Here is a 25472-nt window from a genome sequence, read left to right on the forward strand (position 1 = left end):
ATCATGAGCAAAGACTCTGGCATCGAGGGGGCGCCGACGTCCGGGGAGGCCCGCGGCGCGGCGCTCTGGGAGCTCGCGCGGCTCTTCTTCCGGCTGGGCGCCACGGCCTTCGGCGGCCCCGCGGCCCATGTCGCCATGATGGAGGACGAGGTGGTCCGCCGGCGCGGCTGGATGACGCGCGAGGACTTCCTCGATCTCTATGGTGCCACGAACCTCATCCCGGGACCCAGCTCGACCGAGCTCGCGATCCACATCGGGCATCGCCGGGCCGGCTGGGCGGGCCTGCTCGTGGCCGGAGGGTGCTTCATCGTGCCGGCGGCGCTCATCACGCTCGGGTTCGCGTGGGCCTATGTCCGGTTCGGCGCGGTGCCGGAGATGTCGGCGCTCCTCTACGGGGTGAAGCCGGTGATCATCGCGGTCGTGGCCCAGGCGCTCTGGGGCCTCGGCCGCGCCGGGCTGCGCTCGCGGCGCTCGCTCGGCCTCGCGGCGCTCTGCGCGGGCGCGAGCCTCTTCGGGATCCACGAGCTCGCGGTCCTGGCCGGCGCGGGCGCGCTCGCCGTGTCGCACCGGCTGGTGGCCGGGCGCCCCGCGGGTCCGCCTCCCGGCGCGGCCGCCGTCGCCGTCCCGCTCGCCGTCCCGCTCGCCAGCGGCGCCGCCGCGACGGCCGCGGCGGCGGTGAGCGTGCCGTTCGGGCTCCTGCCGCTGTTCCTGTTCTTCGCCAAGGTGGGCTCGGTCCTCTTCGGGAGTGGGTATGTGCTCCTCGCGTTTCTCCGCGCGGATCTCGTCGAGCGATACCGGTGGATGACGGAGGCGCAGCTGCTCGACGCGGTGGCGGTCGGCCAGGTGACGCCCGGCCCCGTCTTCACGGCGGCCACCTTCATCGGCTATCTCCTGGGCCGCGTCCCGGGCGCGCTGGTCGCCACGGCGGGCATCTTTCTTCCTGCGTTCTTCTTCGTCGCGCTGAGCGGACCCCTGATCCCCCGCGTCCGCCGTTCCCCCGTGGCCTCGGCCTTCCTCGACGGCGTCAACGCGGCGTCGCTCGCCCTGATGGCGGTCGTCTCGTTCCGCCTCGCCCGCGCGGCGGTGGTCGATTGGCTCACGGGCGCTCTGGCCATCGCGGCAGCGCTCCTGCTCATCCGGTACCGCGTGAGCTCGCTCTGGCTCATCCTGGCCGGCGCCGTCATCGGCGTCGCGTCGGTTCACGTCTGAGCCGGCGCTCCTCGCTGCTCCGGCCCCTCCTCGCCGTGCCCGCGCCCGGGGAGCAGCCCGGGATCCCTCGCCCCCGCTACCTGGCGGGTGATCGCAAGGAAGACGGCTCCTCCGCGGCCACCAGCGCCGTCCCGGGCCCGATGTGGAACGCGTTGCCCCGCCAGGCGACCCGCCGGTTCGAATACGCGTTCAGCCAGCAGAAGAACCAGCACAGCGTCCGGAGCGGCTCCACCGCCACCAGCGCCAGGTTGGAGCGCGCCGGGCGCAGCATCTTCAGGGCCAGGAACGTCCCCAGGCTCTGGAGCGTCCAGGCGAACAGCCACATCTCCAGCGCGAGGCCCGTCGGGTTGAGAAGCAATGTGAGCCACGCGATGAGCAGCGGCGAGTTGAACGGCTCCGCCGCGAAGCAGCGCGGAACGAGCGTGCGCCGCATCTTCGCCCAGCGGGTGTGTCGATCCAGCATGCGCGTGAGAGAGCCGCTCGTGTTGCGGTTCTCGATCGGATCCAGGCAGAGATCGACCACGAACCCGTGCGCGCTGAAGCGCTGTCCGAGCATGTCGTCCTCCGCCAGCACGTGGGCCACGCTCTCGAACCCTCCCACCCGCGCGAGATCGACCCGCCGCATCGCCATCGATTTGCCCACGCTGATCGACCGCCCCGCGAGCTCGGCGGCGGCGACGACCCCGGGCGCGATGAACGCCCCGAGCTGCGCGTTCTCGACCACCGCGCCGAGCGTCCGCTCCCCCGTGCCCACGACGACGCTCGAGACGAGCCCCACGCCCGGCCGCATCAAGATCGACAGCAGCGAGCGGAGGTAGTCCGGACGGACACACACGTTCGCGTCCGAGATGACGAGGACGCTGCCCTCGGCCCTGCGCTCGAGCTCGAGGAGCTGCGCCACCTTCGGGTTCAACGCCTCGCTCGGATCCGTCAGGCAGAGCCGCGCGTTCAGCTCGGGGTGCGCCGCGAGGAAGGCCTGGATCACCGGCACCGCCCGGTCTTCTCTCGAGGCCACGCCGAAGACGATCTCGTAACAGGGGTAATCGAGCCGGGCGAAGGATTCGAGGTTGTCGGCGAGCCCGTCGTCGACGCCCGCGACGGGCTTGAGGATGCTGACGAACGGGGTCGCCCCGCACGGCCGCGACGCTTCGACCGGCGCCACGAGCCGGTGCCGCGCCATCCTCCAGAGGAAGGAGGTCTGGATCGTCGCGTAGATGATGGATGACAGCGCCGTCGGCGCGACCGTCGCCAGATCTCCCCAATCCATGGATGGCCATGCTGATCGAACCGCGTGGCGTCTCGATGGCCGGACCGCAAACCCAGCGCTGACTTTTCGCAACCGAGGCGTGACAGCCCCTCATCGCCCACGACACACCGTGATGGCCGGTACGAGCTCGGGGTGGTACGTGAGATCCGTCGCCGACACACGCGCGCCGAGGCCACGCGAGCCCATCGGCGCGGCCGGGCAGCGTCAGCTGATGCGGCCTATCAGCTCGCGCGTGATGTTCTTCTGGTGCGACTCGAGCGTGCCGCCGCCGATCTCGAGCAGCTTGGCGTCACGGAAGAACCGCTCCACCTTGTACTCGGTGCAGTAGCCCCAGCCGCCGAGCACCTGCATGGCGTTGTCGGCCACCTCCTTGCCCACCGGCGCGGCGAAGAGCTTTGCCGCGTCCGTCCCGAGCCGGTTTCTCCGCTCGGGGCTGACGTTGCGCGCCACCGCGTAGATGAGGGCGCGCGCCGCCTCGGTCTTGGCGTAGCTCTCCGCGATGTAGCGCTGGATCTGCCCGTGCTCGGCGATGGGCTTGCCGAAGCTCCTCCGCTCTCCGGCGTACTGGATCATGATCTCCAGACAGCGGTCCGCGATTCCGAGGCTCATGGCCGCGAGCGTGAGGCGCTCCAGCTCCAGGTTCCTCATCATGTTGCGGATGCCGCCCCCCTCCGGGCCCAGGACGTTCCAGGCGGGCACGACGCAGTCGTCGAAGAGGAGCTCGCTCATCGTGCTCCCCCGCATTCCCATCTTCGGGGTCTTCTCGTCGGTCGAGAACCCGGGGAACCCCCGCTCCACAACGAAGGTCGTGACCCGGCCCTCGATGGTCGCATAGACCAGGAAGATCTGGGCCTCCGGGGCGTTCGTGATGAGCGCTTTGCGCCCCTTCAGGATGTACCGATCCCCGTCGCGCCGGGCGAACGTCTTCATGCCGAGGACGTCTGTCCCGCTCGTCGGCTCGGTCATGCCCATCGCGCCGATCCACTCGCCGGAGAGCACCTTCGGCAGGTACCGCGCGCGCTGCTCGTCATTGCCGGCGTGGAAGAGGTTGTTCACGAACAACATCGCGTGGGCGAGGTACGCGAGCGTGAACCCGGGATCGCTCTTCGCGAGCTCGTGGTGGACGATCACCGCGGCGACCGCGTCCATGCCCGCGCCCCCGTGCTCCGAGGGCACGGTCACGCCGAGCAGGCCGAGCTCGCCGAGCCGCCGCATCAGGGGGACGTTCAGGGTGGCGCTCCGGTCGTGCTCGTCGGCCTGCGGCTCGACGACCTCACGGGCGAAATCCCTCACCATCTGCCGCAGCATCCGGTGCTCTTCCGTCGGGTTTTCCAGATCGCCTGCCATTGCGGAGGATGACGCGCTCATCGCGGCCCAACGTAGCACGCGCGGCCGCGCATCAGCGATGGGGTGGCACGCCGTTCGCCTCGTCCCCGGACGGACCTCATCGAAAGGGGCACGAATGAGAAGCTGGACCGATGTGGTGCTCTGGAGCGTGGTGCTGGTCTCGCTGCTGACCTGGCTGCTCGCCGTGGTCGGTGTGCTGACCGTGCACCCGTGGACCCCCGCGCTCCTCGTGATCTCCGCCGCCTTCGCCGTGACGGGGATGTTACGGCAGATGCCCGGGCGGCCGCGGCTCTGAGCCGGCGGGAGCGGCCGGGGCGCCCGGCGGCGCGTCCGTCGCTGTCGCCGAGGGCGAGGGCCCGTCCTGGCAGCACCGGACGCCGGTCGAGTAATCGAGGTAGCTCCTCGGGTGGGCCGTGATGAGGGCCTCGCAGCCTGCGCGGGTCGAGCGCGCGTAGAAGCCGCCGGCGAACGCTCCGCCCGGCTCGTTCACCCACTCGTCGAGGTTGCCCACGAGATCGTAGACCGCGTCGCTGCCCCAGCGGCTCCTGCACCGCGGGCTCCCGCCCGTCTCCCGGAGCAGCGGCTCCCGGGCGCTGCGCACGCGGTTCAGCCGGGGATCCAGGTGGCCAATCGACGCATTGCCGTGGAGCAGCGCGGCGGGGTGCGCCGGCCGGTAGACATTGCACGCGCCCTCCTCGAACGTGTCGCCGTACGGGTAGAGCGTGTCGTCCTCGCCCCGGCACGCCGTGACGAACTCCTCGACCGAGCAGAGCCGCTTGCCGGCCGCGGCGCAGGCGCTCTCGGCCACGAGGCCGGTCACGTAGCCGCTCGGCCGCACCCCCGACCGCGAGCGGGCAAGGGCGGCGATCGCCCGGCCGCGCTGCCAGGCGGCGAGGAGCGGCAGGGGGAAGGCGCGCGCGTGGACGTCGCCGATCCGCCGCAGGCCGGTCGACCAGTCGGCGAGGGTGAGCTCGAGCAGGTTCGGGGTCGACGGGTAGTCGGGCGAGAGCGCCTGTCCGGTGGCGCCGTCGACGAGCATCGCCTCGAAGCGATCGACGCAGAAGCGGCCGCCGTCGATGGCCACCATGTCCGCCGGACACGCGGGCGCGCCCGGCAGCGCGGCGGCGGGCGCCTCCGCGGGCTCTCCTGCGGCCGAGCGCGCCGCGCCCGCGCTCGCGGGCAGCGCGACGCGCGCGACGCCGGCTTCGGCCTGCGCGTCGAGGCCGCTCACGGCGCTCCCGAACCACCGCAGGCTGCCGTCGGAGGCCCAGACCGCATCGCCCACCACGCAGGCGCCTGGCGCCGCGAGCTCCGGGACGGTCACGAAGGCGCCGGGCGCCGGGGTCGGGACCGCGCGCCGCGCGGGCTGCCCGTCGACGCAGAGCGCGCCGGTGTCGTCGGCCGGCCAGGGCTGCGACGCGAGCTCGACGCCTTCGTCGTCCAGCCACACCACGTGGCGCCGGGCCGCGTCGCTGAGCAGCGCGCCCCCCTCGGGAAGGGCGACGAGCCGCACCGCGAGGTCGCCCTCGGCGATCGGCAGCGAGGTCACGCGCGCCGCGCCGGGCCGGCCGAGCGCGTCGATCGAGAGCGCCACGACCTTGCGCGGATCCGCGGCGCTCACGCCGGCGACGATGGCCCCGCCGCCGCGGCGCTCGCATGCGTCGAACCCCGCGCGCACCGGCGACGCGATGGCGAGGGCGTGCGGCGCGCGGCGTGCGGCGTCGGGGTCGGGCGCGCCGGGCGCGAGCCCGCCCTGAGCGCCGAGCCCGGTGAGCGCGCCCGAGGCGTCGATCCCGGTGATCTGGAGCCTGTCGCCGAGCACCTCGAGGAAGAGCCCGCGCTCGTGCCCGCCGACGAGCGCCGTGCTGTCCTCGTGCGCGCGCCCCCGCAGCGCGGGCACCACGAGCGGTTCGGGCAGGAACCGCGCCACGTCGGTCCTCGCGAGCCACCAGGACGACCCGATGCGCGCGGCGCGCCGCCTGTCGGTGGGGCGCTCCGGCTCGCCGATCGGCGTGCCCGGCGCGCCGCCGGCGGCGCCTGCCGGCGCTGCGCCGAGGCTCTCCGGCGCCGCCGCCGCGGTGACCAGGGCGCGCGCGTCGAGCCGGTGGAGCTGCCCCGCGGCGAAGGCGAGCCCCTCGCCGTCCGTCGCGAGCGCGCCCCACGCGATGCGCGCGCGCCGCGCCGGGAATGGGTCCGGCTCGCGGCGCGGCTGCCCGTCGGCGCGCGAGGCCGAGAAGAGCCCGCCGGAGATCGTCTGGAAGTACGCGCGATCTCCCGCCCACGCGGCGAGCCCCGGATCGTACCCCGGCTGCCCCGGGGCGCGCCGGGCGCCGCTCGCGGCGATGCGCTCGAGCGCGCCGATCTCGGCCGGCGTGACCGGGGTCGCGTCCGCGAGGCGCGCCGGATCCACGGAGCAGACCGCCCTGGGCGCGGCGCCGGCGACCAGCCGCTGGAGCGAGGGCGCGACGCGCGTCGCCTGGCAGGCCCCGTTGCGGCCGGTGACGTCGACGACCACGGCGCCTGCGCTCGCCGTCACGAGGCGCGGATCCTGGTGGCCGCGCAGCGCGCCGTACTCGAGGTCGCCCTCGACCACGACGGCGCGCCGGCCCGGATCGAGCTTGCCGTCCTCGCCGAGCGAGGCGAAGGCGATCTGCGCGCTCCCGAGCCACGACGTGCTCGTTTTCTTCGAGCTCGCCGCGTAAAACAAGAGATCGATCGCGCCTGGCCGCCCGCCTGCGTCGATCAGCCCCATGCCGTCGAGCGGCGGCCGGAAGCGCAGCCCGGTGGGGGACGACGTGGCCGCGATCCCTTCGGACGGCGAGACCCAGCGGAGCCGCACCTCGACCTCGGGCAGCGGGTCCGGCCGCTTCGGCCGGGGCGCGGGGCGCGCGGTCTTCGCGGGCCGACCGTCGCGCCCGCGGTGCTCGCCGCGCTTCTTCCGCGTGGCCTTGCCGCTCGCGCCGGAGGTCTTTGCCGGCGGCTTCGGCTTCGCCACCGTCGCCTTGCGGCCGGGGGTCTTGCGCGCGGGCTTCGCCGCGGCGGAGCGCTCGCGCGCGGCGCGCTGGGCCGGCGTCGCGGAGCTGCCGCGCGGCGCGGTCTCGGCGAGCTCGAGCAGCGCGACGCGCTCGCCCACGGCGGCCAGGGCGTGCGCGCGGATCGGGGCGCACGTGCGCGACGCGGCCGAGGCCTCGCCGGGGAGGATGGCCGTCACGCAGAGCTCGCCGCCCTGCGAGGTGAGCAGCGTGGTGGTCCCGTCCGGGGAGGCGTGGGCGCCGGCGAGGTCCTCGTCGAGGAGCAGGTGCGGCGGTCCGAGCTCGCCGGTGGCAGCGTCGAGCCGCCTGACCCAGCCGGCGCGATCCGACGAGAGCTTGGAGAGGAGCAGCACCGAGCGGCGGTCAAGCGACGGCTCGATCGTGAACGGGAGCGGCTGCACCGTCGCGGTGCCGAGCGGCGTGCGGCCGGGGGGAGCCACGCTCGCCAGGGGGGCCACGGCAGCGCCGATCGAGGGCGCGCCCTCCGGGGCGGGGGCCGGGGCCGGGCTCGCGCCGGGCGCGTGCGCCGCGGTGCCGGTCTGTGCGGGCGCGTCCCGCAGGGAGCCGCCGGAGCACGCGCTCGTGCCGCAGGCGAGCGGCACGAGCAGGGCAAGGAGCACGGATCGGGGGGAGAGGGGGGATCGGGGACGACGCATCCTTCGCTCGCGCTCGGGTCTCCTTGTCCGCGTGGCTGCCCGGGGCGGCGGCCGAGCCTAGCGCGGGCGCCGTCCGCACGCTCGCGGTTGGTTCGGAAATGGCAGAGAGGACACCAAGGGGCGCGAGGTCCAGGGGAGATGGAGTCTAGTACAAAAAAGGTCTATCTAGAGCGCGCCGATGCGACAGGGAATGTTGTCGTCACAGAGCTCATCGCAGGTGAGAGCCCCGTCGTCCGAGTGGCTGAGACCTGGTTCCACCCTCAGGGGGGCGGTCAAAAATCCGAACGAGGCACCATGGGTCCAGCGCGCGTGCTGCATGTGGCTCACAATGGCGGCATGGTGGACCATTTCGTGGACTCGCTCGCGGGCCTGTCCGTCGGGGGAACCTACGGCTTCGCAGTCGACTCCGCCTGGCGGAGGCTGAATTCGGTCTACCATTCGTCCGGGCACCTGATCGCCGGGCTGGTGGAAAGTCTTCAGCATGGATTGACCGCCGTGGCCGGTCATCAGTGGCCAGGAGAAGCGCGCGTCGAGTTCGAAGGGCAGGCGGAGGCTTGCTGCGTTGATGGGCTTGCCACAGAGCTCTCGAGACACCTGGGAGATCTCCTGTCGAAACCCATCGAGGTCAAGGTGACGGGTGATCCGTACAGCTCGCGAGCGATCCAGATCGGGGACTTCCCTCCGATACCTTGCGGTGGAACCCACGTGCGAGCTCTGTCCGAGATCTCCGTTCTACGAGTCCTGAGCATCAAGAGGAAAGGGAACCGCGTTCGCGTCGCCTATGACGCGCTACCTTCCTGATTCCTGAACATGAGCCTCTCGACGGACCGAAGCTTGCGGCGTGGGGTCGTGAATCTGTCGACCACCGGCCCGGGTCGTAGACGTCCCTCGGGCTTCGTCCACAGGTCCAGGCTGCCCGGCCGTACCCGTGGTAGGCTTGCCCCGGATGTCCGACCCCTTCCCCAAGGACGCGTCGAAGCCGCCGACGTTCAAGCGGCTCCTGGTCGACGACTACGAGAAGGTCACCGACGCCAGGCTTCAAGAGGCGTGCAGCAGGCTCGGCGCCCGCGTGTGCCCCAAGGTCGGACTGAAGGAGGTCCTGCCCATCGAGGGTAGCGGCCTGCCATTCGAGCTCTTCCGTTATGCTCTCCAGGCCCACTTCGACTTCGTGGTTGTTGACCGCGCCAGCATCCCTCTCTTCGCGGTTGAGTTCGATGGCGCCTCTCACCGGTACGAGGAACAGAAGCGGCGGGACGTGAAGAAGAACGCGCTCTGCGAGCGGTTCCAGTTTCCCCTCCTACGCATCAACTCCCGGCACCTGACCAAGAAGTACCGCGGCATGGACCTGCTGAGCTGGTTCGTGGACGTCTGGTTTGCTGCCCAGGCGTTTGAGGATGCTCAAGAGAACGGGCTCGTTCCATGGGACGAGCCGTTTGAACCAGCTTTTTTCGTCACATGGTCGGATCACAAGCGACGATTCCCCCTATGGCTGACGCTCGACATCCAGCAGGAAATACGAGCGTTGTCGGAGGCCGGCAAGTGTCTTGAACCGGCACCGAGTTTCATCATCGGAGCCGACTCCAAGAACAACTACCATGCCATCTGCTTTCTGGAGGTCACTCACGGCCGAGCGGTTTGCGTCACAACAGGCATGCGCAACCAAAGTTTTCCGGTATTGCTCGGCGATGCGCTCGAACAGATCGTGATCTTCGACATCTACCACGAGCTTCAGCGCGTGCTTTCCGGGGATGCTCGGCTCATCGACATGAAGCGAGTGGATCTGATGATCCGATCGTTCAGGACAACGTATGAGCTTCGGAGCTCGCATAGCGTTGGCAGAGCGTGCTCCTCGCGTTCCTGAACCGTCCGACCCCCTGTCGACTGGCCCTGCCGACCTCTTGGCGATCTCGGAGCCGTCGAAGCCGCGGGCAATGCCATGCTTGCTGATCAGAGCTCCGCCTCCAGCGGCGGCCACATGGCAGCAGCCAGATCCCAGTCTTCCCGACTGAGCCGCCCGATAATCCTCGGTAGGCATTCAGCGCGATTGGGGCCGCGCCTCGGGGGTTCGGAAGGCCAGCGACGCTGGACTCCACCCGGCGGGGCGTGGGGGGACGCCCGGCGGGGTGCGGCGTGCGGCGGGGAGTGGGGGACGCCGGCCGGCATGCTGCGGGGCGTGGGGGGACGCCCGCCGGCATGCAGCGGCGCGTGGGGGGACGCCCGCCGGCGTGCAGCGGCGCGTGGGGGGACGCCCGCCGGCGTGTGGCGGGGCGTGGGGGCACGCCGGCCGGCATGCTGCGGCGCATCGATACCATGCTGTCGCCTTGCCCGGCCATCGCCAGCCCGATAGCCAGGTCTGATGGGAAAAGCCGCATTACTCGCCCGCCGGCTCACGCCAAGCGGGTGTATTGTTGCAGGTACGAAGCTCGCCGCTCACCGGGAGGCCCTGAAATCGAAGAAGATCAAGCTCGCTGCCAAGGTCGACGCAGCGGTCCAGTCGGTCATCGCGTCCACCGAGGCCCTCGAGGCGCTCGGGAGCATTGACGCCACGATGGTGGAGATCGATCGCGGCACTGACCGGTGCATCGGAGCGTTCAGCGGCCAGCTCGCCAGCATCGAGCGCGCGTTCGATCACGACGACATCCTGCCGCTGACCGATGACGAGGCGGTGCGCCGTCGCGATGCGCTCCTGGTGCGCTCGGAGGTGCTGTCGTCGGGCACCGACCTCATCCGCCTCGTCTACTCCCAGCAGTGGGTGCGCATGAGCGCGATGATCAAGGCGATCGAGGGCAAGGACGTGAAGGCGGCGGTCGAGCGTCTCGGACTCTCGGCCGAGGTAGGCCGCCTCCAGCGCTGGACGGAGCTGTACGGCAAGAAGCTCGGCGTCACGGAGGCGAAGGCCGCGGATCCGGCCGTCAAGGCGGTCGAGGCGTGGCACGAGGCCTATGGCACGCTGCTGGTCCAGGCCCATGCCGAGTACGACGACGACAAGGACGAGACGCACGCGCTCCTCCGGGACCGGCTGCTCTCGCCCTACGAGGACGCGGCAGAGGAAGAGCGGCGCGCCGACCAGCGGGCCCGCGCCGCCAGCGCCAGGAAGAAGGCCGAGCCCGAGCCCGACCCGATCGGATAGCGCCGCTCCTCGCACGTCCGCCGGCACGCGACCGGCCATCCCACCCATCGCCCGAGGACGGCGCCGTTCGCCGGTCACCTCGCAACGCCGCTCCAGTCCCAATTCCAGGTGACATCTCTCTCAGGTTGGAGGGAGATGTCGCCGGTACACCTCGCGCACTCTTTTTCGGCGCCGGCGCACGATTTCGCAACAATCCGGGGGACCTTCCCGGAAATAGTGGGGATGACGACAGGTGACGGATGACGGCGCTCCGCTCATGTCCGGCCCGCTCCTCGCCCGCAACCGGATCCGGAGGATGAACCGCGCCGCGCTGCCGCTCGCCGCATCGCTCTTCCTGGCGGCGCCCGTGGCGCTCGCGCAGGTCGCGCCGCGCGGCGCGCGCCTGTCCTACACGCGGGGCCCTGACACCGAGGGGTGCCCCGAGGAGCCGAGCCTCCGGGAGATCGTCGCGAGCCAGCTCGGCGGGGTCGACCCGTTCGTGCGCGACGGCGCGTGGCACATCGAGGTGGTCATCCGGCGCAAAGGGCCGGCGTTCCAGGGAGAGATCGCGCTTCACGACCGCGATGGCCGGGCGCTCGGCCGCCAGGAGCTCTCGAGCCCGATCTGCGGCGTGCTCGTGGGGGACATCGGCCTCGCCCTCAGCGCCGTCATGCGCCCGTTGCTGCCACCAGGGCCTGCACCGGGGAGCGTTCCCACCTCGCCGCCCTCAGGGCCGCCGCCCCCGTCGGCGCCGGGAGACGCCGCGCCACCCGTCTCGCCGGACGCGCCGCCCAAGGCGCCGGCCTCGAAGCCGCCCCACCCGGTCGCTGCGCCGGCCCGACCCGTTCCGCGCCCGAGGCCGCCGCCGGATCGCCCGCGCCTCCAGGTGGGCGCCGGGGTGCTCCTCGGCGCCGGCGTGGCGCCGTCGGTGGCGGTCGGGTTCTCGGGGTTCGCCGGCGTCCGCTGGGAGAGGTTCTCGCTCTCGCTGGAGGCCCGCGGGGATCTTCCGATCGATGCCGAGCCTTACCGCGGTTGGATCTACGGCGTGTCCGGGGTGAGCGGCTCGCTCGTTCCCTGCGGTCACGCGGACTGGTTCTTCGGCTGCGCCCTCGCCACGGCAGGCGGGCTGTGGAACGTCAGGGACAGCACCGGCAGGGAGCTCGCGCTGCCCTATGCAGGGCTCGGGTTTCGTGCGGGTCTGGAGGTGCCGCTTTCGGCCCGCCTCGCCGGGCAGCTCAGCGGCGACCTCTTGATCAACATACATCGGACGCACATTCGACCGCTCCATGGCGAAGGGTGGTCCGCGGCGCCCGTCTCGGAGGCGGTGGCACTCCGCCTGGTCGCTTTCTTCTGAACCTCCGTGTGGTTTCGCGAAGCGTCGGACGCGCCCGCGGGAGCGATTCCCATGAGGCGGTTGCGAGCGCGTGCAGCGCGCTGGGGTCGCGGGCGCGTCTCTCGCGGCCTACCACCTCCTGGCGAGGCCGCTGTTGCGCCCCATGCGGAACGAGCCGTCGACTCAGGCCGGTACAGAGCTGGTGCGGTGACAGCAGAACGTCGCCGCCGCGGTCGGCGCGATGCTGCCCACCGGCTCGCCGCCGAATGGTTCGCATCGTCCGGGATCGAGGCCGACGACGCTCACCGACTTGCTCCCGAGCGCTGTCCCGGAAGCGACGGTCCCGCAGTAGGGGGCGTCGGAGGTGATCACCTGGCCCGCTACGAGCTGCGAGCACCCTTCGTCGCGGAACGCGGAGGCCAGCACGCTGCACGTCGCTCCGGTGGGCTCGGTGCAGCCGCAAGGCGCGCAGCCGCGCGTGTCCTCCACGCCGGCGTAGAAGACATGCCGGTCCGGGTACGTGGTGGGGCAGTCCTGTTCTCCCTCGTGGTGGATGCACGTGAGAAACCCCTCCGGCGGCGCGGCGTCGCCGATCGGCGGTGCCGGCGTGCAGGTCATGCCCGGATCCGCGCACGGGGGGGACGCGTTGCCGCTACACGCCCGGGCGACGATTGCGAAGCTGCCCGCCGTCGCGGGCTCGTCGGGGTTCTCCGGCGCCTCCGCGACCCTCGGTGCGCAACCTGCGGAGAGCACGCGAGGCGCCTGGATCGCGAGCGACTGCACGCACGGCGCGCCATCGCAGGTCCGTCCGGGCTCGACGGCATTCACCGAGGTGCAGGTCCCGTCCCACCGATCCGGGGCAGCGAACGAGGTCGCGGGAGCCTCGGGGCCGCCACACGGGAAGCTGGCGAAGGCCCTCCATTCCGTCGGCACCTCGCACGTCGCCTCGGGCGGGTCGCACGCGCAGGCGGGGCACGTGTGCGGGGCCGGAGCCGCGAAATCCGCGTAGCCCTCGTAGCCGACGATCGGCGCGGTCGCAGGGCAGCTCGGCACGCCGTCGGGGGAGCCGATCCAGAGCAGCGCAGGCTCGGACCACCCGAGCGGCTCCTTCGGTACGCACTGCCCTGCGCAGACCTCTGCTGCCGGGATCAGGTCGCCGAAATCGGACGCGATGGCGACATCCGTGTCGTCCTCGGCCGCGCAGTCATCGCCGCCATCGCCGCCACCCCCGCACCCGCCAGCTCCGCCGGCGTCGGGGGGCTCGAGCACCTCACAAGGCGTTCCCTTGGGTCCTTGGTCCTCATCCCACGGGCATATGTATCCGGTCGACGACCCGCATCCGCCGGACGTGACCCCGACCCCGAGCCCGAGCGTGCTCGCACAGCACACCGCCACGATCCCACGCTGCCAACGTCGCGTCCGCGTCGCCATCGCCGCTCCTCATGATCTGCGGCGCCGTTGACGGCGCGCCGCCGTAAGTGCGGCCACGTTACCAGGGGAGCCCAGGACGCCGCCAGACCAACCCCGGGGTAGACCACCCCCGTGCGATCGCATTACGAAGAGCGAGGTCCTTTTCTCATCTTTCTCCGGGCGACAGCCCGCGTCGCCCTTCACGAGGGCCCGAACTGTCCCCGTCGTGCGCCCGTCCCCCACCTGCCGCCAGAACGAGCGCTCTGGCACCCTACGGTTACGCTGGCCCGTCGATTGTGCAGCGAGAAGCGGGGCAGTCCCGGAAGCCGCTCCCATGAAGACCCCGTCGCCGATCCCTCCCAGGCGGGAGGGCTGCCGCCCGTCCTCCGATGCGCCCGGATCCCGGACGCGCCGCCGCACATGCAGCGCGCCGATCGACGTCTTCCACGTCGCTCCGATCTGCATCGCTAGCTTCGTCCGCCACCCCGCAAGCTGGCGCTCCCAGGAGGGCAGCCACGGCCGGGGCGATCCTGCTGCGCGGAGCCATCTCCGGCGCAACGGTGAGCGTTGCGCGGGAGTTACAGCGCGAACGTCATACCAGGGTGTCTGCCCCGCCTGCCCCGCACGAGGGGCGAGCGGACCGAGCGAGGTGCGGCGCCAGGAGTCCGCCTGGCCGTGACCCCCCACCAGCAGACGAGGGGAGCCAGGCGCGGTCTGGTGCTCGGTAACCTTCTTTTATCGCGCTCCAGACCGTCCTCGGACGAGGCGACGCCGCCGCGCCTTTCCGCATCGTGAGACTGCACTAGACTCCGGGCATGCCTCACCCGGATCAGCCCCTCACCAACGACGACGACGAAGAGCCTCTGCTCGACGAAGACGAAGAGGATCTCCTCGACTGGGCGGCCACGGCCGAGCTCTACGCCGTCGGCTACATCCGCATCCTCGCCGACGCCATCGAGCGCGGCGACGCCGATCTCCAGGTGGATCCCGTGGCGTGGGAAAACACCCTGACCGCCGCCGAGGGGGCGATGGCGGAGCATATTCGCGGTCGCCTGCACGGGCCTACGGCCATCACCGTGGAAGACGTCGAGCGGATGCGGCGACTCCGCGAACTGGGTTCCGCTGCGCTCTCGGGCGGTGAGCGGTCGCCCGAGCTCGGCCCGCTCGCTCTTCAGTGCATGGAGTCTCTGTTCGGACCGGACTGGAAGCGCGCCGCGCGGAAAGCCGCGTCCTACGCGCGCGCTCTCAATCAGGAGTTCCACCCTCGTAGCGGCACAGAATAGGAACCCCGAGTACGAACCGACAGATATCTCCGTTTTCGTAATAGTACCAGCAGCTGGTGGCCACGCCGAGGCCTCTGCATTCCATCAGTAGTCCAGTTTTGACGTTGGATTTGTACGGATGTTTTCGTCCGGCCTGACAAGATATTCCTGCATCGGCGCACTTCATCATGCAGTCAGCGCCGTGCTCATATCTCTTGCAGTGGATGATCTTGAAGCTGCCGATCGCCTCCGGCTCGGTCGTGGAAACGTCCTCCGTTTCGTCGTCAAGTGTCAGATTGTCAGCTTCTGGCTCGCTGGTTGGTGTGTCGGTCTCCCTCTCATCGGCATTTTCTGATGGGTGCACGATACAAGATGCAACGCATAGAGCGACTCCATGGAGAGAAACGAGGGCGGCAACCGTTGGAACGATTCGCATGGTACCGGCGACCGACGCAACCAGCGGGCCCACGTCCGCCGAGTGGGACGGTGCCATGCGGCAGGGGCATCTGGTGTCCATTCTGAGGTTGAAGGACGACGAGAATCCGCAGGAGTGAACATCGTCCGGAGGGCGTGCATCGGCGAAGAGCTCGCCGCGCAGCACGGAAGCCGGCGATGATTTCCGCGACCCCTCGACGGCATTCACCGAGGTGCATGTCCCGTCCCACCCAGTAGGGGCAACGAACGAGATCGCGGGAGCCTCGGGGCCGCCGCAAGGGAAGTCGCCTTTCACAAGGACCCGAGCTGTCCCCGTCGTGCGCCGGTCCCCCGCCTGCCGCCAGAACGAGCGCTCCGGCGCCCCACCGATACGCGGGCCTGTCGATTGTGCAGCGAGAAGCGGGGCGGTCCCGGACTCCGCTCCCATGAAGACCCCGTTGCCGATCCCCCGCCGGCGGGAAGGCCGCCGCCTGTCCTCCGATGCGCTGGAACCCCGGGCGCGCCACCGCGCGCGCAGCGCGCCGAACGAGGCGCTCCACCCGGTGGTGTCGCCCTCGATCGAGGTCCTCTGGGCCGAGCGACCGTTCGTCGCCCTCCTGCTCCGCGCCCTCCGCGTCCCCGCACGCGACCTGGAGGATCTCCGCCAAACGGTGCTCCTCGGCGCCTGGGAAGCCATCCGAGCGCGCAGGTACCGCCCGGACCCACGGCGGCACCCGCGCGCCGCGCTGCGCGCATGGTTGCACGGCGTCGTCTGGCGCCAGGTGTCCCATTACCGGGAGCGCGCCTCCGTCCGCCGCGAGATCCTGTGCGGCGCGCCGCCCGCGCCCGCCGGCCAGGCGCATGTCGACATCGAGGGAGAGCTCCTCGCCCGCGCCGCGCTCCGCGAGGTCGCCGCGCTCCCCGCGGGCCATCGCGAGGTCCTCCTCGCGGCGGCCGGGCCCCTCAGCCTCGTCGCCTGGGCACGGACGCGCCGCATGAACCCCAATTCGGCCGCCAGCCGGTTGCGTCGCGCCAGGAGGGCGCTGGCTGAAAGGCTCGCCTCACCGAGGTGGCCGTTCGGTGAGCGCGCCGTTCGGTGAGGGCGCCGTTCGGTGACGCTGCTGCCGGGGTGAGGCCTTCGCTCGGCACCCGCTCGGCCGGCCGCGCCGAGCCCGTGTACGATTTCGCAACGAGCCGGGCGGCGTCGCCGGACTACCTATCCATGAAAGAGCCCCGAGCACGCCCAGCGCCCCCTCCTGCGCCCGACCCGGCGCTTGCGCCTGCACCCGCCCAGGAGGCGGCGCCTGCACCCGCCCAGGAGGCGGCGCCTGCACCCGCCCAGGAGGCGGCGCCGGCGCCCGACTCCGAGCTCGCCGTCCCCGATCGGGAGCCTGCGTCCGCCATCGGGTCGTCCCCGCGGCCCTCGTTCGAGGAGGTCTATCAGACCTTGCTTCCATACGTCCTGGCGGTGCTCTGGCGGCTCGGCGTCGCGTCTCGGGATCTTCACGACGTGGCTCACGAGGTGTTTCTCGTCGTTCACCGGCGCCTCGAGGACCACGATCCTTGTCTGTCGCTCAAGTCGTGGGTCGCGGGCATCAGCGCGCATGTCGCCCTTCGCCACCGGGAGCTCGCCCGGAACCAGCGGGAGCTGCTCGCGCTCGACGATGGCGAACCCATCGAGCTCGCAGACCCCGGGCTCGACGCCGAGCGCCGGGTCGCACAGGTCGAAACCCAGCGTATCGTCCGCGAGCTCATCCAGCGCATCGAGAGGGAACGACGAGCGGTGTTCGTGCTCTACGACCTCGAGGGCAGCGACATGCGCGACGTCGCGCAGGCCCTCCAGATCCCCGTGAACACCGCATGGGATCGGCTGAGACGCGCTCGCAGCGAGTTCACGGCCGCGGTCAAACGACTCTCCGCGCGGGACCCGGACGCGCTCGGCCTTCGCCGCCTGCGCTTCGCCCTGGCGCCGTTCGCCCTGGCCGACAGACCCCTGCTGCTCGACGCAGGCGGGGTCCGGCTCGGCCTCTCGCAGGACCTCGCCGGGCCGCTCTGGGCGCGGCTCCAGCGGTCGCTCGCTTTGACAGGAGGGCTGGCCCGCGGCGCGGACAGCCTCGCCGGCGCCCCTGCAACACAGCCCGACGCAGGCGCTACGTCGTCCCACCGGCGCCGCCCCGGGAACGCGGTGGAGGCCGCCGGTGCCACCGGGGAGAAGCGCACGCCGCCGGTCGTCACGATCGCGCGATCCAGGCTCATCAAGGCGGGGGCGGCGCTGTTCGTCTGGGGCGCCGGGGCCGGCGCCGGCCTCGTCTATGCCATGCTCCCGCCGCCCGCTGCGGCGCCGGTGGTGTCCGTCCGCGCCGAGGCCGACGGCGCCGCGTCCGAGCGAGCCGAGCGCGCCGCGCCCGAGCGAGCAGAGCGCGCCGGGGCCGGGCGCAGCGGGGGCGCCGCGGACGGGCGCGCCGTGGCCGCGACCGTCGGGAGCGCTGGATCCCCGGCGGCTGTCGAGATCGCGGCAGCAGGGCCGTCACGCGCCCCCTCCCGCAAGGCGGCTCCGCCCAGCGAGCACCACACGACCGAGGAGAGCGCGTTGCTCAGCAGCGCCGGAATTGCGCTCAGCGAAGGGAAGGCGACAGAGGCGCTCGACGTGCTGGCTTTGCACGAGCGGAGTTACCCGCGCAGCCCGAGAGCCCAGCTGCGCGAGGCGCTGGCCATCCAGGCCCTCGTCCAGGCCGGGCGGCGCGCCGACGCCCGCGCGCGCGCCGAGCGGCTCCGCGCGGCGTTCCCTCACGCCGTGTTTCTCCCCGCCATCGAGGCGGCCATCAACAGCCCATGAGGGCCCAGGCATTGGCCCGCACGGGCGCGCGCGGCAGGGGCGTCGAGGGGCCGCGCGGCCTCGGTGTTGCTTTCGCGTCCGAGGACTCGGCCCGCGCTTCGGCCCTCCGCGAGCGGGCGCGCGGGTTCGTCGGATCCGCTCGCGAGGGAGAACTCCGGTACGGCTGTCCGCCGCGGCGCCCAAACGGGAGGATGCCGCCGGCCGGGCCCGAGGCCGTGCAGGTGGTGCTCGACCGTCCGCGGGGCGCGGGCTAGCCTGTACCTATCCCCGATGAGCAAGAAGCTGGACGACGAGTTGGCCCAGGCGCTGTCTCTCGCAGAGCAGCAGGATACGCCGGCGGTGGTGAAGCCGGCCGCGGCGAGCCAGGCGCCGAAGCCGCGCCCGTCGCGCAGCCTCGGCCTGCTGGCGACGCTGCTCGTCATGGTGGGCGCGCTCGTCGCCCTGTTCCTCGTCGGCTTCAAGGAAGCGGCCGTCTACGCGACGCCCGTCGATCAGCTGCTCGCGTCGAAGGACAAGCTCGCCGGCCGCAAGGTCCGGGTCGAGGGCGAGCTCGTGCCCGGCACGCTGGTCAAGCGCGATTCGCCCTGCGAGTACCGCTTCCAGATCCACGGCACGCAGGCGCCGCTGCCCGTGCGCTACGCCCAGTGCGTCATCCCCGACACCTTCCGCGACGTCCCGAGCGGCGGCGTCCAGGTGACCGTCGAGGGCGCGCTCTCGCAGGGCGGCGACTTCGAGGCGAGCCTCGTGATGGCCAAGTGCACCTCGAAGTACGATCCCAACTCGCACGAGATGAAGGGCGGCGCCAAGCCCGGCGAGGGCCCGCTCTCCCTCAAGTGAGCGAACGCGCCCGCCCGCGCGCGGCGCAGCGCCGGCGGGCCGGGTAGCGCTCGTCTTCCCCCGCGCATCCTCCACACTTCGGCGATGATCTCCCGTGACCGCCGGTTGCTGAGCCCCGTGGGCGACGGACGCAGCTCGCCTGTTCCGGGCGATCCGCCCGCGGGCCGCTCCGGCGGCGGCGCATCGAAGCCGATCGGCCCCATTCTGACGGCGCAGCACGCGCTCACCCTCCTGCCCGGCATGGAGGCGGTGCTGGGCTCGATCTTCCGCGACGTCGAGCGCGCAGAGCGGCGCGTCGACATCGAGACGTACATCTACCGCGACGACCTGCTCGGGAGCGCGTTCGCCGACGTCATGGGGCGGGCCGCGGCGCGCGGGGTGCGCGCGCGGCTCCTCTACGATCCGCTCGGCTCACACGAGACCGACGCCCCGTTCTTCGACGAGCTCCGGCGCCGCGACATCGAGGTCCGCGCCTACCGCCCCATGGCGCCCGGGCTCGGCCACGGCGGGCTCCTGCCGCGGGATCACTCGCGCGCCATCGTGATCGACGATCACGCCTACACCGGCGGCGCCGCGTGGGGAGACGAGTGGCTCCCGGAGCGGCGCGGGGGCAGGGGGTGGCACGACGTCTGTATGCGCCTCGAGGGCCCCTGCGTCGAAGACTTCGCCTTCCTCTTCGAGCAGCGCTGGCGCGAGGCCGACGGCGGATCCGAGGGGGTGCGCGACTACGCGACGGGGCGCAAGTACCCGGATCTCGAGCTCGTCGCGGACACGCCGGACGACAACGCGCGCGTCTATGCCCGCTACCGCGAGGCGATCCGGCGAGCGCGGGAGCGCATCTGGATCGAGAACGCCTATTTCTTCCCGCCCGCCGGGATGCTCAAGGATCTCGTCGACGCGGCCGCGCGCGGCGTCGACGTCCAGATCATCCTCCCCGGCGAGACCGATCTGCCGATCATCAAGCGCGCCGCGCGCGCCGAGCACGCCGCGTGGCTCGATCGCGGCTTCACGATCTTCGAGTACCAGCGGGGCGTCCTGCACTCGAAGTTCGCGCTGGTCGACGGCGACTGGTGCACGATAGGCACGTTCAACGCGAACCCGAGCAGCCTGAGCGCCGTCAACGAGGTGAATCTCTTCGTGTTCGATCCGGCGTTCGTCGCGCAGGTGGCGGACCTGTTCTCGCGGGACAGGGCGGACTCGCGGCCGGTGACCCGGGGCACGCTCGCGGCGCGGTCGCTCCGGGGCAAGGCCGCGGACTGGCTCGCTCACGGGGCCTTGAGCCTCCTCGACAAGCTGGTCAAGACATCCCCGGACTGACGCCCGAGGAGGAGGCATTTGAGCCACGATCGCGATCTCGTCGTCCTGACGCAGAACATCTGGGGGGGAGTCGCCCTCTGGGAGCGGCGCCGGACGATGCTTGCCAGGCTCATCGGCGATCTGCGCCCTTGCCTCCTCGGGCTCCAGGAGGTGCACGCGCCGGCGGCGAGCGGCGACCTCGGCCAGGCCGGGGAGCTCTCGCGGCTCGCCGGCGGATACCGGGCCTGGTTCGCGCCGGGCAGGGTCGCCGCGAGCGGCGAGTGCGAGGGGGTCGCGCTGCTCTGCCGGGAGGACATCGAGGTGCTCGATCACTCCGTGGAGGCGCTCACGCTCGATCGCGACGACCCGTTCGAGCGCGACAGCCAGCGCGTCGTCCTGCGCGCCGCGATCCGGCACGCCGGCGCGGTGGTCGACGTGCTCGTCACGCACCTCTCGCTGTCGAAGCGCGCGCGGGCGCGCACCGTGCGTGAGCTCGTGAGCTTCGCCGCGCGCGAGCGTCAGAAGTCGGGGAGCCACGGCGCCGTGCTGATGGGCGACTTCAACGCGCTCCCCAGCGAAGAGGCGGTCTGTTATCTCCAGGCGAGCGCCGGAAACGGCTCCTGGCTCGACGCCTGGACGCAGGCGCACCCCGGCAAAGCGGGCGGCACCTGGCCCGCGGGCCTGCCGCTGCGCCGCATCGATTATGTCTTCGTTCAACCGGGCGAGGGGTGGGCGATCACGCGCTGCGAGCGGGCGCCGTTCTCCGGCTCGGATCACCACGGCGTGGCCGCGTGGCTGCGGCTCGGCGCCTGAAGGGCGGGCCCCGCTCGCCCGGATCTCCAGCAGATCTCGATGGATGAGGCATTCGCGCGCAAATTGTACCCGCTGCGGCGGACCGGGTAGGCTGGCGGCACATGAGCAGGCTGCTGATCTTGGGGGCGACCGGCGGCACGGGCGCCGCGTTGATCCGTCAGGCGCTGGAGGCTGGACACGAGGTCTCGGCGTTCGCGCGCACGCCCGCCACCATCCCTGTCCCGCACCATGAGCGGCTGCGCGCGCTCCGCGGCGACATCATGGATGCCGAGCAGGTGTCGCGCGCCGTGTCCGGCCACGACGCCGTCCTCTCGGCCCTGGGATCGCGCGGCCTGGGTCCGACGCGCGTCTACTCGGACGGCATCGTCCACGTCCTGCGCGCGATGAAGGAGCATGGCGTCCGCCGCCTGATCGCCGTCACCGCCGCGGGCATCGGCGAGGAGCAGCAGCCTGCGCTCTGGTTCCGGCTCCTGGTCAAGCCGATGCTCCGCAACAGGTATTCCGACATGCTGCGCATGGAAGAGGCCCTCCGCCGGAGCGATGTGGCCTGGACCGTCGTGCGCGTCCCCAAGCTCACCGACGGGCGGCTCACCAAGGAGTGCCGCGCCGAAGTCGACCCCTCGCCGCCGGAGGGCTACCTCTTTGGCGGCCCCACGATCTCGCGCGAGGATCTGGCGTATTTCATGCTCTCCCAGCTGGAGAGCGAAGAGTACCTCCGCAAGGCGATCGTCGTGACGTACTGAGGGCGCGGCGCGGTCGTCATCTCTTGACGCAGCCGCGGAGCATCGGTCTGCTGCCGCCCCCGCCGTCGTGGCCAGCCTGCGGCGCGCCTGCGGTGATCGCCACGAATGCCGCGATCGCCGTGATCCTCGCGGTGCTGCCGAGCAGAGGCCTCATAAACCATGATTTTCTCCCCCAGGACCGCTCTCCCATGGTTCCTCGGTCTGGCGCTGATTTCACTGAGCGGGTGCGAGCTGCTCGTCTCAGCGGACCGCAGCAAGATCGACGCACCCGCAGCCGGAGGCAACGGCGGAGAAGGCGGCAGCGGTGTAGAGAGCGGTAACGGCGGAGAAGGCGGCAGCGGCGTAGAGAGCGGTAGCGGCGGAGAAGGCGGCAGCGGTGGGCAGGGCGGCGCGGCCGGCCCGGTGTGCGGCGATGGGGCGGTTAGCGCTCCTGCCGAGGTGTGCGACGATGGGAATCGGACGGCCGGCGACGGGTGCGATCCGGGTTGCGCGATCGAGCCTGGGTTCGCGTGCGCCGGGGCGCCGAGCGTGTGTACGAGCGGGTGCGGCGACGGCGCGCTGGGCGGCGCGGAGACCTGCGATGACGGCGGCGACAAGGACGGCGATTGCTGCTCGCGCGTGTGTCAGATCGAGTCCGGCTGTGAGGTCGAGCCGAACGACGGATTCGCCTCGGCCAACGACGCCTTCGCCATCGCGCCCGGCGGTCGGATCCGCGCGTTCATCGACCCCGAATCCGACGTGGACGTGTTCTCGGTGACCGTCCCCGAGGGGTCGGTAGGGCGCATCAAGGCAGAGACGCTCGACGGCCCGCTGGGCACGACGTGCAGCTCGCTCGGCGTCGATACCCATGTGACGATCTTCGACGCGAGCCTGGCGAGCATCGAGGACAACGACGATGTCGCCGACGACGATTATTGTTCTTTCCTGGCGCTGCGCAAGCTGAGCCCTGGCGAGTATTTCGTGCGCGTGCAGATCTCCCCTGAAGTGGAGCCCGCGACGTTCGACTACACGCTCTCCCTCACGCTGGATACCTCGGTGTGCGGCGACGGCGTGCTGGAGGATCCGGAGCTCTGCGACGACGGCGATACGACCGGCGGTGACGGTTGCAGCGCGGCGTGCGAGCTGGAGCTCCGCTCTCCCGAGGTCGAGCCGAACGACACCGCGGCGGAGGCGGAGGGGCGCGCCGTGCTCCGGCCGAACGTGCTCGTCTCGGCGGCGATCGAGCCCCTCGGCGATATCGACGTCTTCGCCTTCGAGGTGCCGGGCCTCGCGGACGTCCAGCTCGCGACGTTCAGCCCCGGGCGGCTGAACGAGTGCGTCGAGGGAGTCGACACCTTCCTCCAGCTGCTCGACGTGGACGGCGCGACGGCGCTGGCGAGCGACGACGACAGCGGCCCCGAGGCTTGTTCGCTCATCGACTCGAGCGTCGACGACAGGGCGACACGGCTCCAGCCGGGCACGTATTATGTGACCGTCGAGGAGTTCAACAACGATGCCTCCATCCCCGGGTATGACCTCCTCGTCGCCTTCACCTCGCTCTGCGGCAACGGGGTGATCGAGGAAGGCGAGGCGTGCGACGGCGGGGAGCGGTGTTCCTCGGAGTGCGCGCGGATCCCGGTGTGCGGCGACGGAGCCATCGACGGCGGCGAGGCGTGCGACGACGGCGGGACCGAGGGCGGAGATGGCTGCAGCGCCGCGTGCCAGCTCGAGGGGACCCTCCCGGAGATCGAGCCGAACGACGCGCGAGGCCAGGCCACCGCGGGTCGGGCGACCGCGGCGGGGGCGCTGTTCACCGCGTCGATCTCTCCGCCGGGAGAGGTCGACTTCTTCGCCGTCGACGTCCCCGGCCTGGCCGAGCTGGAGGTGGAGACCTTCGACGCGACCGGCCCGACGTCGTGCCGCGGCATCGACACAGCGGTGCAGCTCCTCGGGCCCGACGGCGCCGTGATCGCCGAGGACAACGACGGCGGCGAAGCCAGGTGCTCCCGTATCCGCGCCGCCGTCACCGCGCCGGGCGTCTACTACGTGCGCGTCCAGGACGATGGAGGAGACTCCATCGCTGGATACACCGTGCGCGCGCGGACAACGGCCGTCTGCGGCGACGGCGTGGTCGAGGGCCTGGAGGAGTGCGACGGCGGCGCCGCGTGCGGGGCGACGTGCCAGCGCGTCCCGGTGTGCGGCGACGGCTTCATCGACGAACCCGAGGTCTGCGATGACGGCAACACCGGAGGCGGGGATGGCTGCGACGCCGCATGTCGGATCGAGGGGGCGATCGCCGAGATCGAGCCCAACTCGACCCCTGCCGAGGCCGAGGCGAACGGCGCTGTTGCGCCGGGAGCGCTCGTGTCCGGCGCGATCGAGCCGGACAGCGATGTCGACCTGTTCGCCCTGCAGGTCACGACCGTATCCGATCTCCGGCTCGAGACCTTCGACTCGAGCGGCCCAGCGCGGTGCGCCGAGGGCGTCGATACGGTCCTCTCCCTCCTCTCCCCGGAGGGGGCGACCGTGCTCGCCTCCGACGACGACGGCGGGATCGGCGCCTGCTCGCTCATCGACTCGAGGAGCCCCGGCGGGGCCGCGGCGCGCCGCCTGGATCCCGGGACATACCATGTCCGGGTCAGCGGCTTCCCGGAGCAGCCGGGGGCCCGCTACACGCTGCGGATCTCGCTCGACGCCTCGTGCGGCGACGGCGTGAGGGAGGGCGCGGAGGAGTGCGACGGCGGCGCGGGGTGCAGCGCCCGCTGCGAGAGGCTCCCGGTCTGCGGCGACGGCCTGCTCGACGCGCCGGAGGGGTGCGACGACGGCAATGCCGCGGGCGGCGACGGGTGCAGCCCCGCCTGCCAGCTCGAGGCGGTGACCGCCGAGATCGAGCCGAACGACACCCCCGCGCAGGCCGGGGCGAGCGATCTCGTGATCTCGGGCGACGCGCTCCTCGCGGCGAGCCTCGCAGCGGGCGGCGACAGGGACGTGTTCCGCCTGAGCTTGCCTGTCGCCTCGGTCGTGCGCCTCGAGGTCTTCGACGGCACCGCGGCGGGCTGCGAGGGAGGCCTCCTCACGACGCTCCGCGTGCTCGACGCGGCGGGCGGGACGGTCGCGACGGACGAGGGGCTCTCCGACGCAGCGTACGCGGGCGGCATCGGCGGATGCTCGGCGCTCGTCGTGGCGTTGCCTTCCGGCGACCACGACGTCGAGGTCGCGGCGCGCGAGGGCGGCGCGGAATTTCCGCTCTACCTCCTCCAGGCCAAGATCCTCGCGCCGGCGGGCGCCGAGGAAGAGCCGAATGGCACCATCGCCACCGCGAGCAAATCCGTCGGATCCGACGGGTTCATCGCCGGCGCGCGGACGACCGACGATTTCGACTTTTACGCCGTGGATGTCCCGGAGGGTCGGTCGATCCGCGCGGAGATCATCGAGGGCGGCGAGGAGGCGTGCGAGTCGCTCGAGATCGACAGCCGGCTGTCGCTGCTCGACGCCGCGGGCTCGCTCATCGCGGACGATGACGACGGCGGCCGGGGCAACTGCTCGCTCCTCGACGGCGCCGGGGACGCCCCGCGCCACGCCGGGGCTCACGCGCTACCGGCGGGGCGGTACTTCCTCCGCGTCCGCGCCGCGTCTGGCGCCTCGGGCACCGCGGCCCTCTTCGAGTACCGGCTGGCCGTCACGCTCCGCTGACGAGCGCGGACGCCGCCGGACGTCCTGGATCACCGGTGGCCCCGTCCGGCCGGGACGGCGCGCGTCCGCCGCCGCGCGTCCGATGCCGCGCGCCGGGCGCCGCCGGGAGGCCGGGACGCACCCGCCGCCGCTCGGCGACTCGATGTCTCGATATCCCATCATCGCGAGACTGCCGCGCTCCGCGCGCCGCCGCGCGGTGTGGCTCCGCGGTCCTCATCGGAGCCGCATGGGGGGGC

General features: G+C 71.9%; 19 protein-coding genes. 14 read left to right on the plus strand and 5 right to left on the minus strand.

Features of this window, described 5'->3' with window-relative positions; all coding sequences use genetic code 11:
- Positions 1–3 precede the first annotated feature (3 nt).
- Complete coding sequence (chrA, locus tag WMF39_RS49685; protein ID WP_437743429.1) at positions 4–1209, plus strand: chromate efflux transporter; 1206 nt, start codon at positions 4–6, stop codon at positions 1207–1209.
- 76 nt (positions 1210–1285) lie between these two features.
- Here the strand turns inward: chrA and WMF39_RS49690 are convergent, their stop codons facing one another.
- Together WMF39_RS49690 and WMF39_RS49695 are read right to left on the minus strand one after the other, a co-directional pair.
- Entirely contained in the window at positions 1286–2476 is a 1191-nt protein-coding gene (locus WMF39_RS49690; protein ID WP_437743430.1) for a glycosyltransferase, read from the minus strand.
- 204 nt (positions 2477–2680) lie between these two features.
- The gene (locus tag WMF39_RS49695; RefSeq protein ID WP_437743431.1) at positions 2681–3844 is read right to left on the minus strand and encodes an acyl-CoA dehydrogenase family protein; all 1164 of its coding nucleotides are present in this window, start codon (positions 3842–3844) and stop codon (positions 2681–2683) included.
- Between the two features lie 94 nt (positions 3845–3938).
- On the opposite strand from WMF39_RS49695, the gene WMF39_RS49700 reads away from it, so the two are divergent.
- Positions 3939–4118, plus strand: coding sequence for a hypothetical protein (locus WMF39_RS49700; RefSeq protein WP_437743432.1), 180 nt, complete (start codon positions 3939–3941; stop codon positions 4116–4118).
- Here WMF39_RS49700 and WMF39_RS49705 read toward each other — a convergent pair.
- The gene (locus tag WMF39_RS49705; protein ID WP_437743433.1) at positions 4086–7475 is read right to left on the minus strand and encodes a hypothetical protein; all 3390 of its coding nucleotides are present in this window, start codon (positions 7473–7475) and stop codon (positions 4086–4088) included. The two genes, WMF39_RS49700 and WMF39_RS49705, sit on opposite strands and share 33 nt — an antisense overlap.
- Positions 7476–7805: 330 nt before the next feature.
- On the opposite strand from WMF39_RS49705, the gene WMF39_RS49710 reads away from it, so the two are divergent.
- The 4 genes from WMF39_RS49710 (at position 7806) to WMF39_RS49725 (ending at position 11974) form a co-directional block, all read left to right on the plus strand.
- Entirely contained in the window at positions 7806–8312 is a 507-nt protein-coding gene (locus WMF39_RS49710; RefSeq protein WP_437743434.1) for an alanyl-tRNA editing protein, read from the plus strand.
- Positions 8313–8457: 145 nt separating this feature from the next.
- Positions 8458–9372: a DUF2726 domain-containing protein gene (locus tag WMF39_RS49715; RefSeq protein WP_437743435.1), complete on the plus strand. Its 915-nt coding sequence runs from the start codon at positions 8458–8460 to the stop codon at positions 9370–9372.
- Positions 9373–9867: 495 nt separating this feature from the next.
- Complete coding sequence (locus tag WMF39_RS49720; RefSeq protein ID WP_437743436.1) at positions 9868–10641, plus strand: phosphoenolpyruvate--protein phosphotransferase; 774 nt, start codon at positions 9868–9870, stop codon at positions 10639–10641.
- A 256-nt stretch (positions 10642–10897) separates the two neighbouring features.
- Entirely contained in the window at positions 10898–11974 is a 1077-nt protein-coding gene (locus WMF39_RS49725) for a hypothetical protein (protein ID WP_437743437.1), read from the plus strand.
- A gap of 162 nt (positions 11975–12136) precedes the next feature.
- Here the strand turns inward: WMF39_RS49725 and WMF39_RS49730 are convergent, their stop codons facing one another.
- Positions 12137–13222 (minus strand): hypothetical protein, encoded by a 1086-nt coding sequence (locus WMF39_RS49730; RefSeq protein WP_437743438.1) that lies wholly within the window; start codon positions 13220–13222, stop codon positions 12137–12139.
- A gap of 956 nt (positions 13223–14178) precedes the next feature.
- On the opposite strand from WMF39_RS49730, the gene WMF39_RS49735 reads away from it, so the two are divergent.
- Positions 14179–14646: a hypothetical protein gene (locus WMF39_RS49735; protein ID WP_437743439.1), complete on the plus strand. Its 468-nt coding sequence runs from the start codon at positions 14179–14181 to the stop codon at positions 14644–14646.
- Here WMF39_RS49735 and WMF39_RS49740 read toward each other — a convergent pair.
- A complete protein-coding gene (locus WMF39_RS49740) occupies positions 14609–14989 on the minus strand; it encodes a hypothetical protein (RefSeq protein ID WP_437743440.1) in 381 nt (126 codons plus the stop codon). The two genes, WMF39_RS49735 and WMF39_RS49740, sit on opposite strands and share 38 nt — an antisense overlap.
- Positions 14990–15485: 496 nt before the next feature.
- On the opposite strand from WMF39_RS49740, the gene WMF39_RS49745 reads away from it, so the two are divergent.
- The 7 genes from WMF39_RS49745 to WMF39_RS49775 all read left to right on the plus strand — a co-directional run bounded on the left by WMF39_RS49745 (position 15486) and on the right by WMF39_RS49775 (position 25236).
- A complete protein-coding gene (locus WMF39_RS49745; RefSeq protein ID WP_437743441.1) occupies positions 15486–16139 on the plus strand; it encodes a sigma-70 family RNA polymerase sigma factor in 654 nt (217 codons plus the stop codon).
- A gap of 122 nt (positions 16140–16261) precedes the next feature.
- Positions 16262–17875 carry a sigma-70 family RNA polymerase sigma factor gene (locus tag WMF39_RS49750; protein WP_437743442.1) on the plus strand — a complete coding sequence of 538 codons (1614 nt, stop codon included), beginning with the start codon at positions 16262–16264 and terminating at the stop codon, positions 17873–17875.
- 270 nt (positions 17876–18145) lie between these two features.
- Positions 18146–18712, plus strand: a complete 567-nt coding sequence (locus WMF39_RS49755; RefSeq protein ID WP_437743443.1) for a cytochrome c maturation protein CcmE — start codon at positions 18146–18148, stop codon at positions 18710–18712.
- A gap of 84 nt (positions 18713–18796) precedes the next feature.
- Positions 18797–20029: a phospholipase D-like domain-containing protein gene (locus WMF39_RS49760; protein ID WP_437743444.1), complete on the plus strand. Its 1233-nt coding sequence runs from the start codon at positions 18797–18799 to the stop codon at positions 20027–20029.
- A gap of 18 nt (positions 20030–20047) precedes the next feature.
- Positions 20048–20821, plus strand: coding sequence for an endonuclease/exonuclease/phosphatase family protein (locus WMF39_RS49765; protein WP_437743445.1), 774 nt, complete (start codon positions 20048–20050; stop codon positions 20819–20821).
- Between the two features lie 101 nt (positions 20822–20922).
- Positions 20923–21564: an NAD(P)-dependent oxidoreductase gene (locus WMF39_RS49770; RefSeq protein WP_437548267.1), complete on the plus strand. Its 642-nt coding sequence runs from the start codon at positions 20923–20925 to the stop codon at positions 21562–21564.
- A gap of 438 nt (positions 21565–22002) precedes the next feature.
- Positions 22003–25236 carry a DVUA0089 family protein gene (locus tag WMF39_RS49775; RefSeq protein ID WP_437743446.1) on the plus strand — a complete coding sequence of 1078 codons (3234 nt, stop codon included), beginning with the start codon at positions 22003–22005 and terminating at the stop codon, positions 25234–25236.
- Positions 25237–25472: the final 236 nt, after the last annotated feature.

This window comes from Sorangium sp. So ce1504 (assembly GCF_051521635.1).
GTDB lineage: Bacteria > Myxococcota_A > Polyangia > Polyangiales > Polyangiaceae > Sorangium > Sorangium cellulosum_B.

Excerpts from the sequence above, each read along its gene's own strand:
- WMF39_RS49770 (WP_437548267.1), top strand. The coding sequence starts at position 20,923 with ATGAGCAGGCTGCTGATCTTGGGGGCGACCGGCGGCACGGGCGCCGCG.
- WMF39_RS49750 (WP_437743442.1), top strand. The coding sequence starts at position 16,262 with ATGAAAGAGCCCCGAGCACGCCCAGCGCCCCCTCCTGCGCCCGACCCG.
- WMF39_RS49690 (WP_437743430.1), bottom strand. The coding sequence starts at position 2,476 with ATGGATTGGGGAGATCTGGCGACGGTCGCGCCGACGGCGCTGTCATCC.
- WMF39_RS49760 (WP_437743444.1), top strand. The coding sequence starts at position 18,797 with ATGATCTCCCGTGACCGCCGGTTGCTGAGCCCCGTGGGCGACGGACGC.
- WMF39_RS49695 (WP_437743431.1), bottom strand. The coding sequence starts at position 3,844 with ATGAGCGCGTCATCCTCCGCAATGGCAGGCGATCTGGAAAACCCGACG.
- WMF39_RS49710 (WP_437743434.1), top strand. The coding sequence starts at position 7,806 with ATGGGTCCAGCGCGCGTGCTGCATGTGGCTCACAATGGCGGCATGGTG.
- WMF39_RS49755 (WP_437743443.1), top strand. The coding sequence starts at position 18,146 with ATGAGCAAGAAGCTGGACGACGAGTTGGCCCAGGCGCTGTCTCTCGCA.
- WMF39_RS49715 (WP_437743435.1), top strand. The coding sequence starts at position 8,458 with ATGTCCGACCCCTTCCCCAAGGACGCGTCGAAGCCGCCGACGTTCAAG.
- WMF39_RS49700 (WP_437743432.1), top strand. The coding sequence starts at position 3,939 with ATGAGAAGCTGGACCGATGTGGTGCTCTGGAGCGTGGTGCTGGTCTCG.
- chrA (WP_437743429.1), top strand. The coding sequence starts at position 4 with ATGAGCAAAGACTCTGGCATCGAGGGGGCGCCGACGTCCGGGGAGGCC.
- WMF39_RS49735 (WP_437743439.1), top strand. The coding sequence starts at position 14,179 with ATGCCTCACCCGGATCAGCCCCTCACCAACGACGACGACGAAGAGCCT.
- WMF39_RS49720 (WP_437743436.1), top strand. The coding sequence starts at position 9,868 with ATGGGAAAAGCCGCATTACTCGCCCGCCGGCTCACGCCAAGCGGGTGT.
- WMF39_RS49725 (WP_437743437.1), top strand. The coding sequence starts at position 10,898 with ATGTCCGGCCCGCTCCTCGCCCGCAACCGGATCCGGAGGATGAACCGC.
- WMF39_RS49745 (WP_437743441.1), top strand. The coding sequence starts at position 15,486 with ATGAAGACCCCGTTGCCGATCCCCCGCCGGCGGGAAGGCCGCCGCCTG.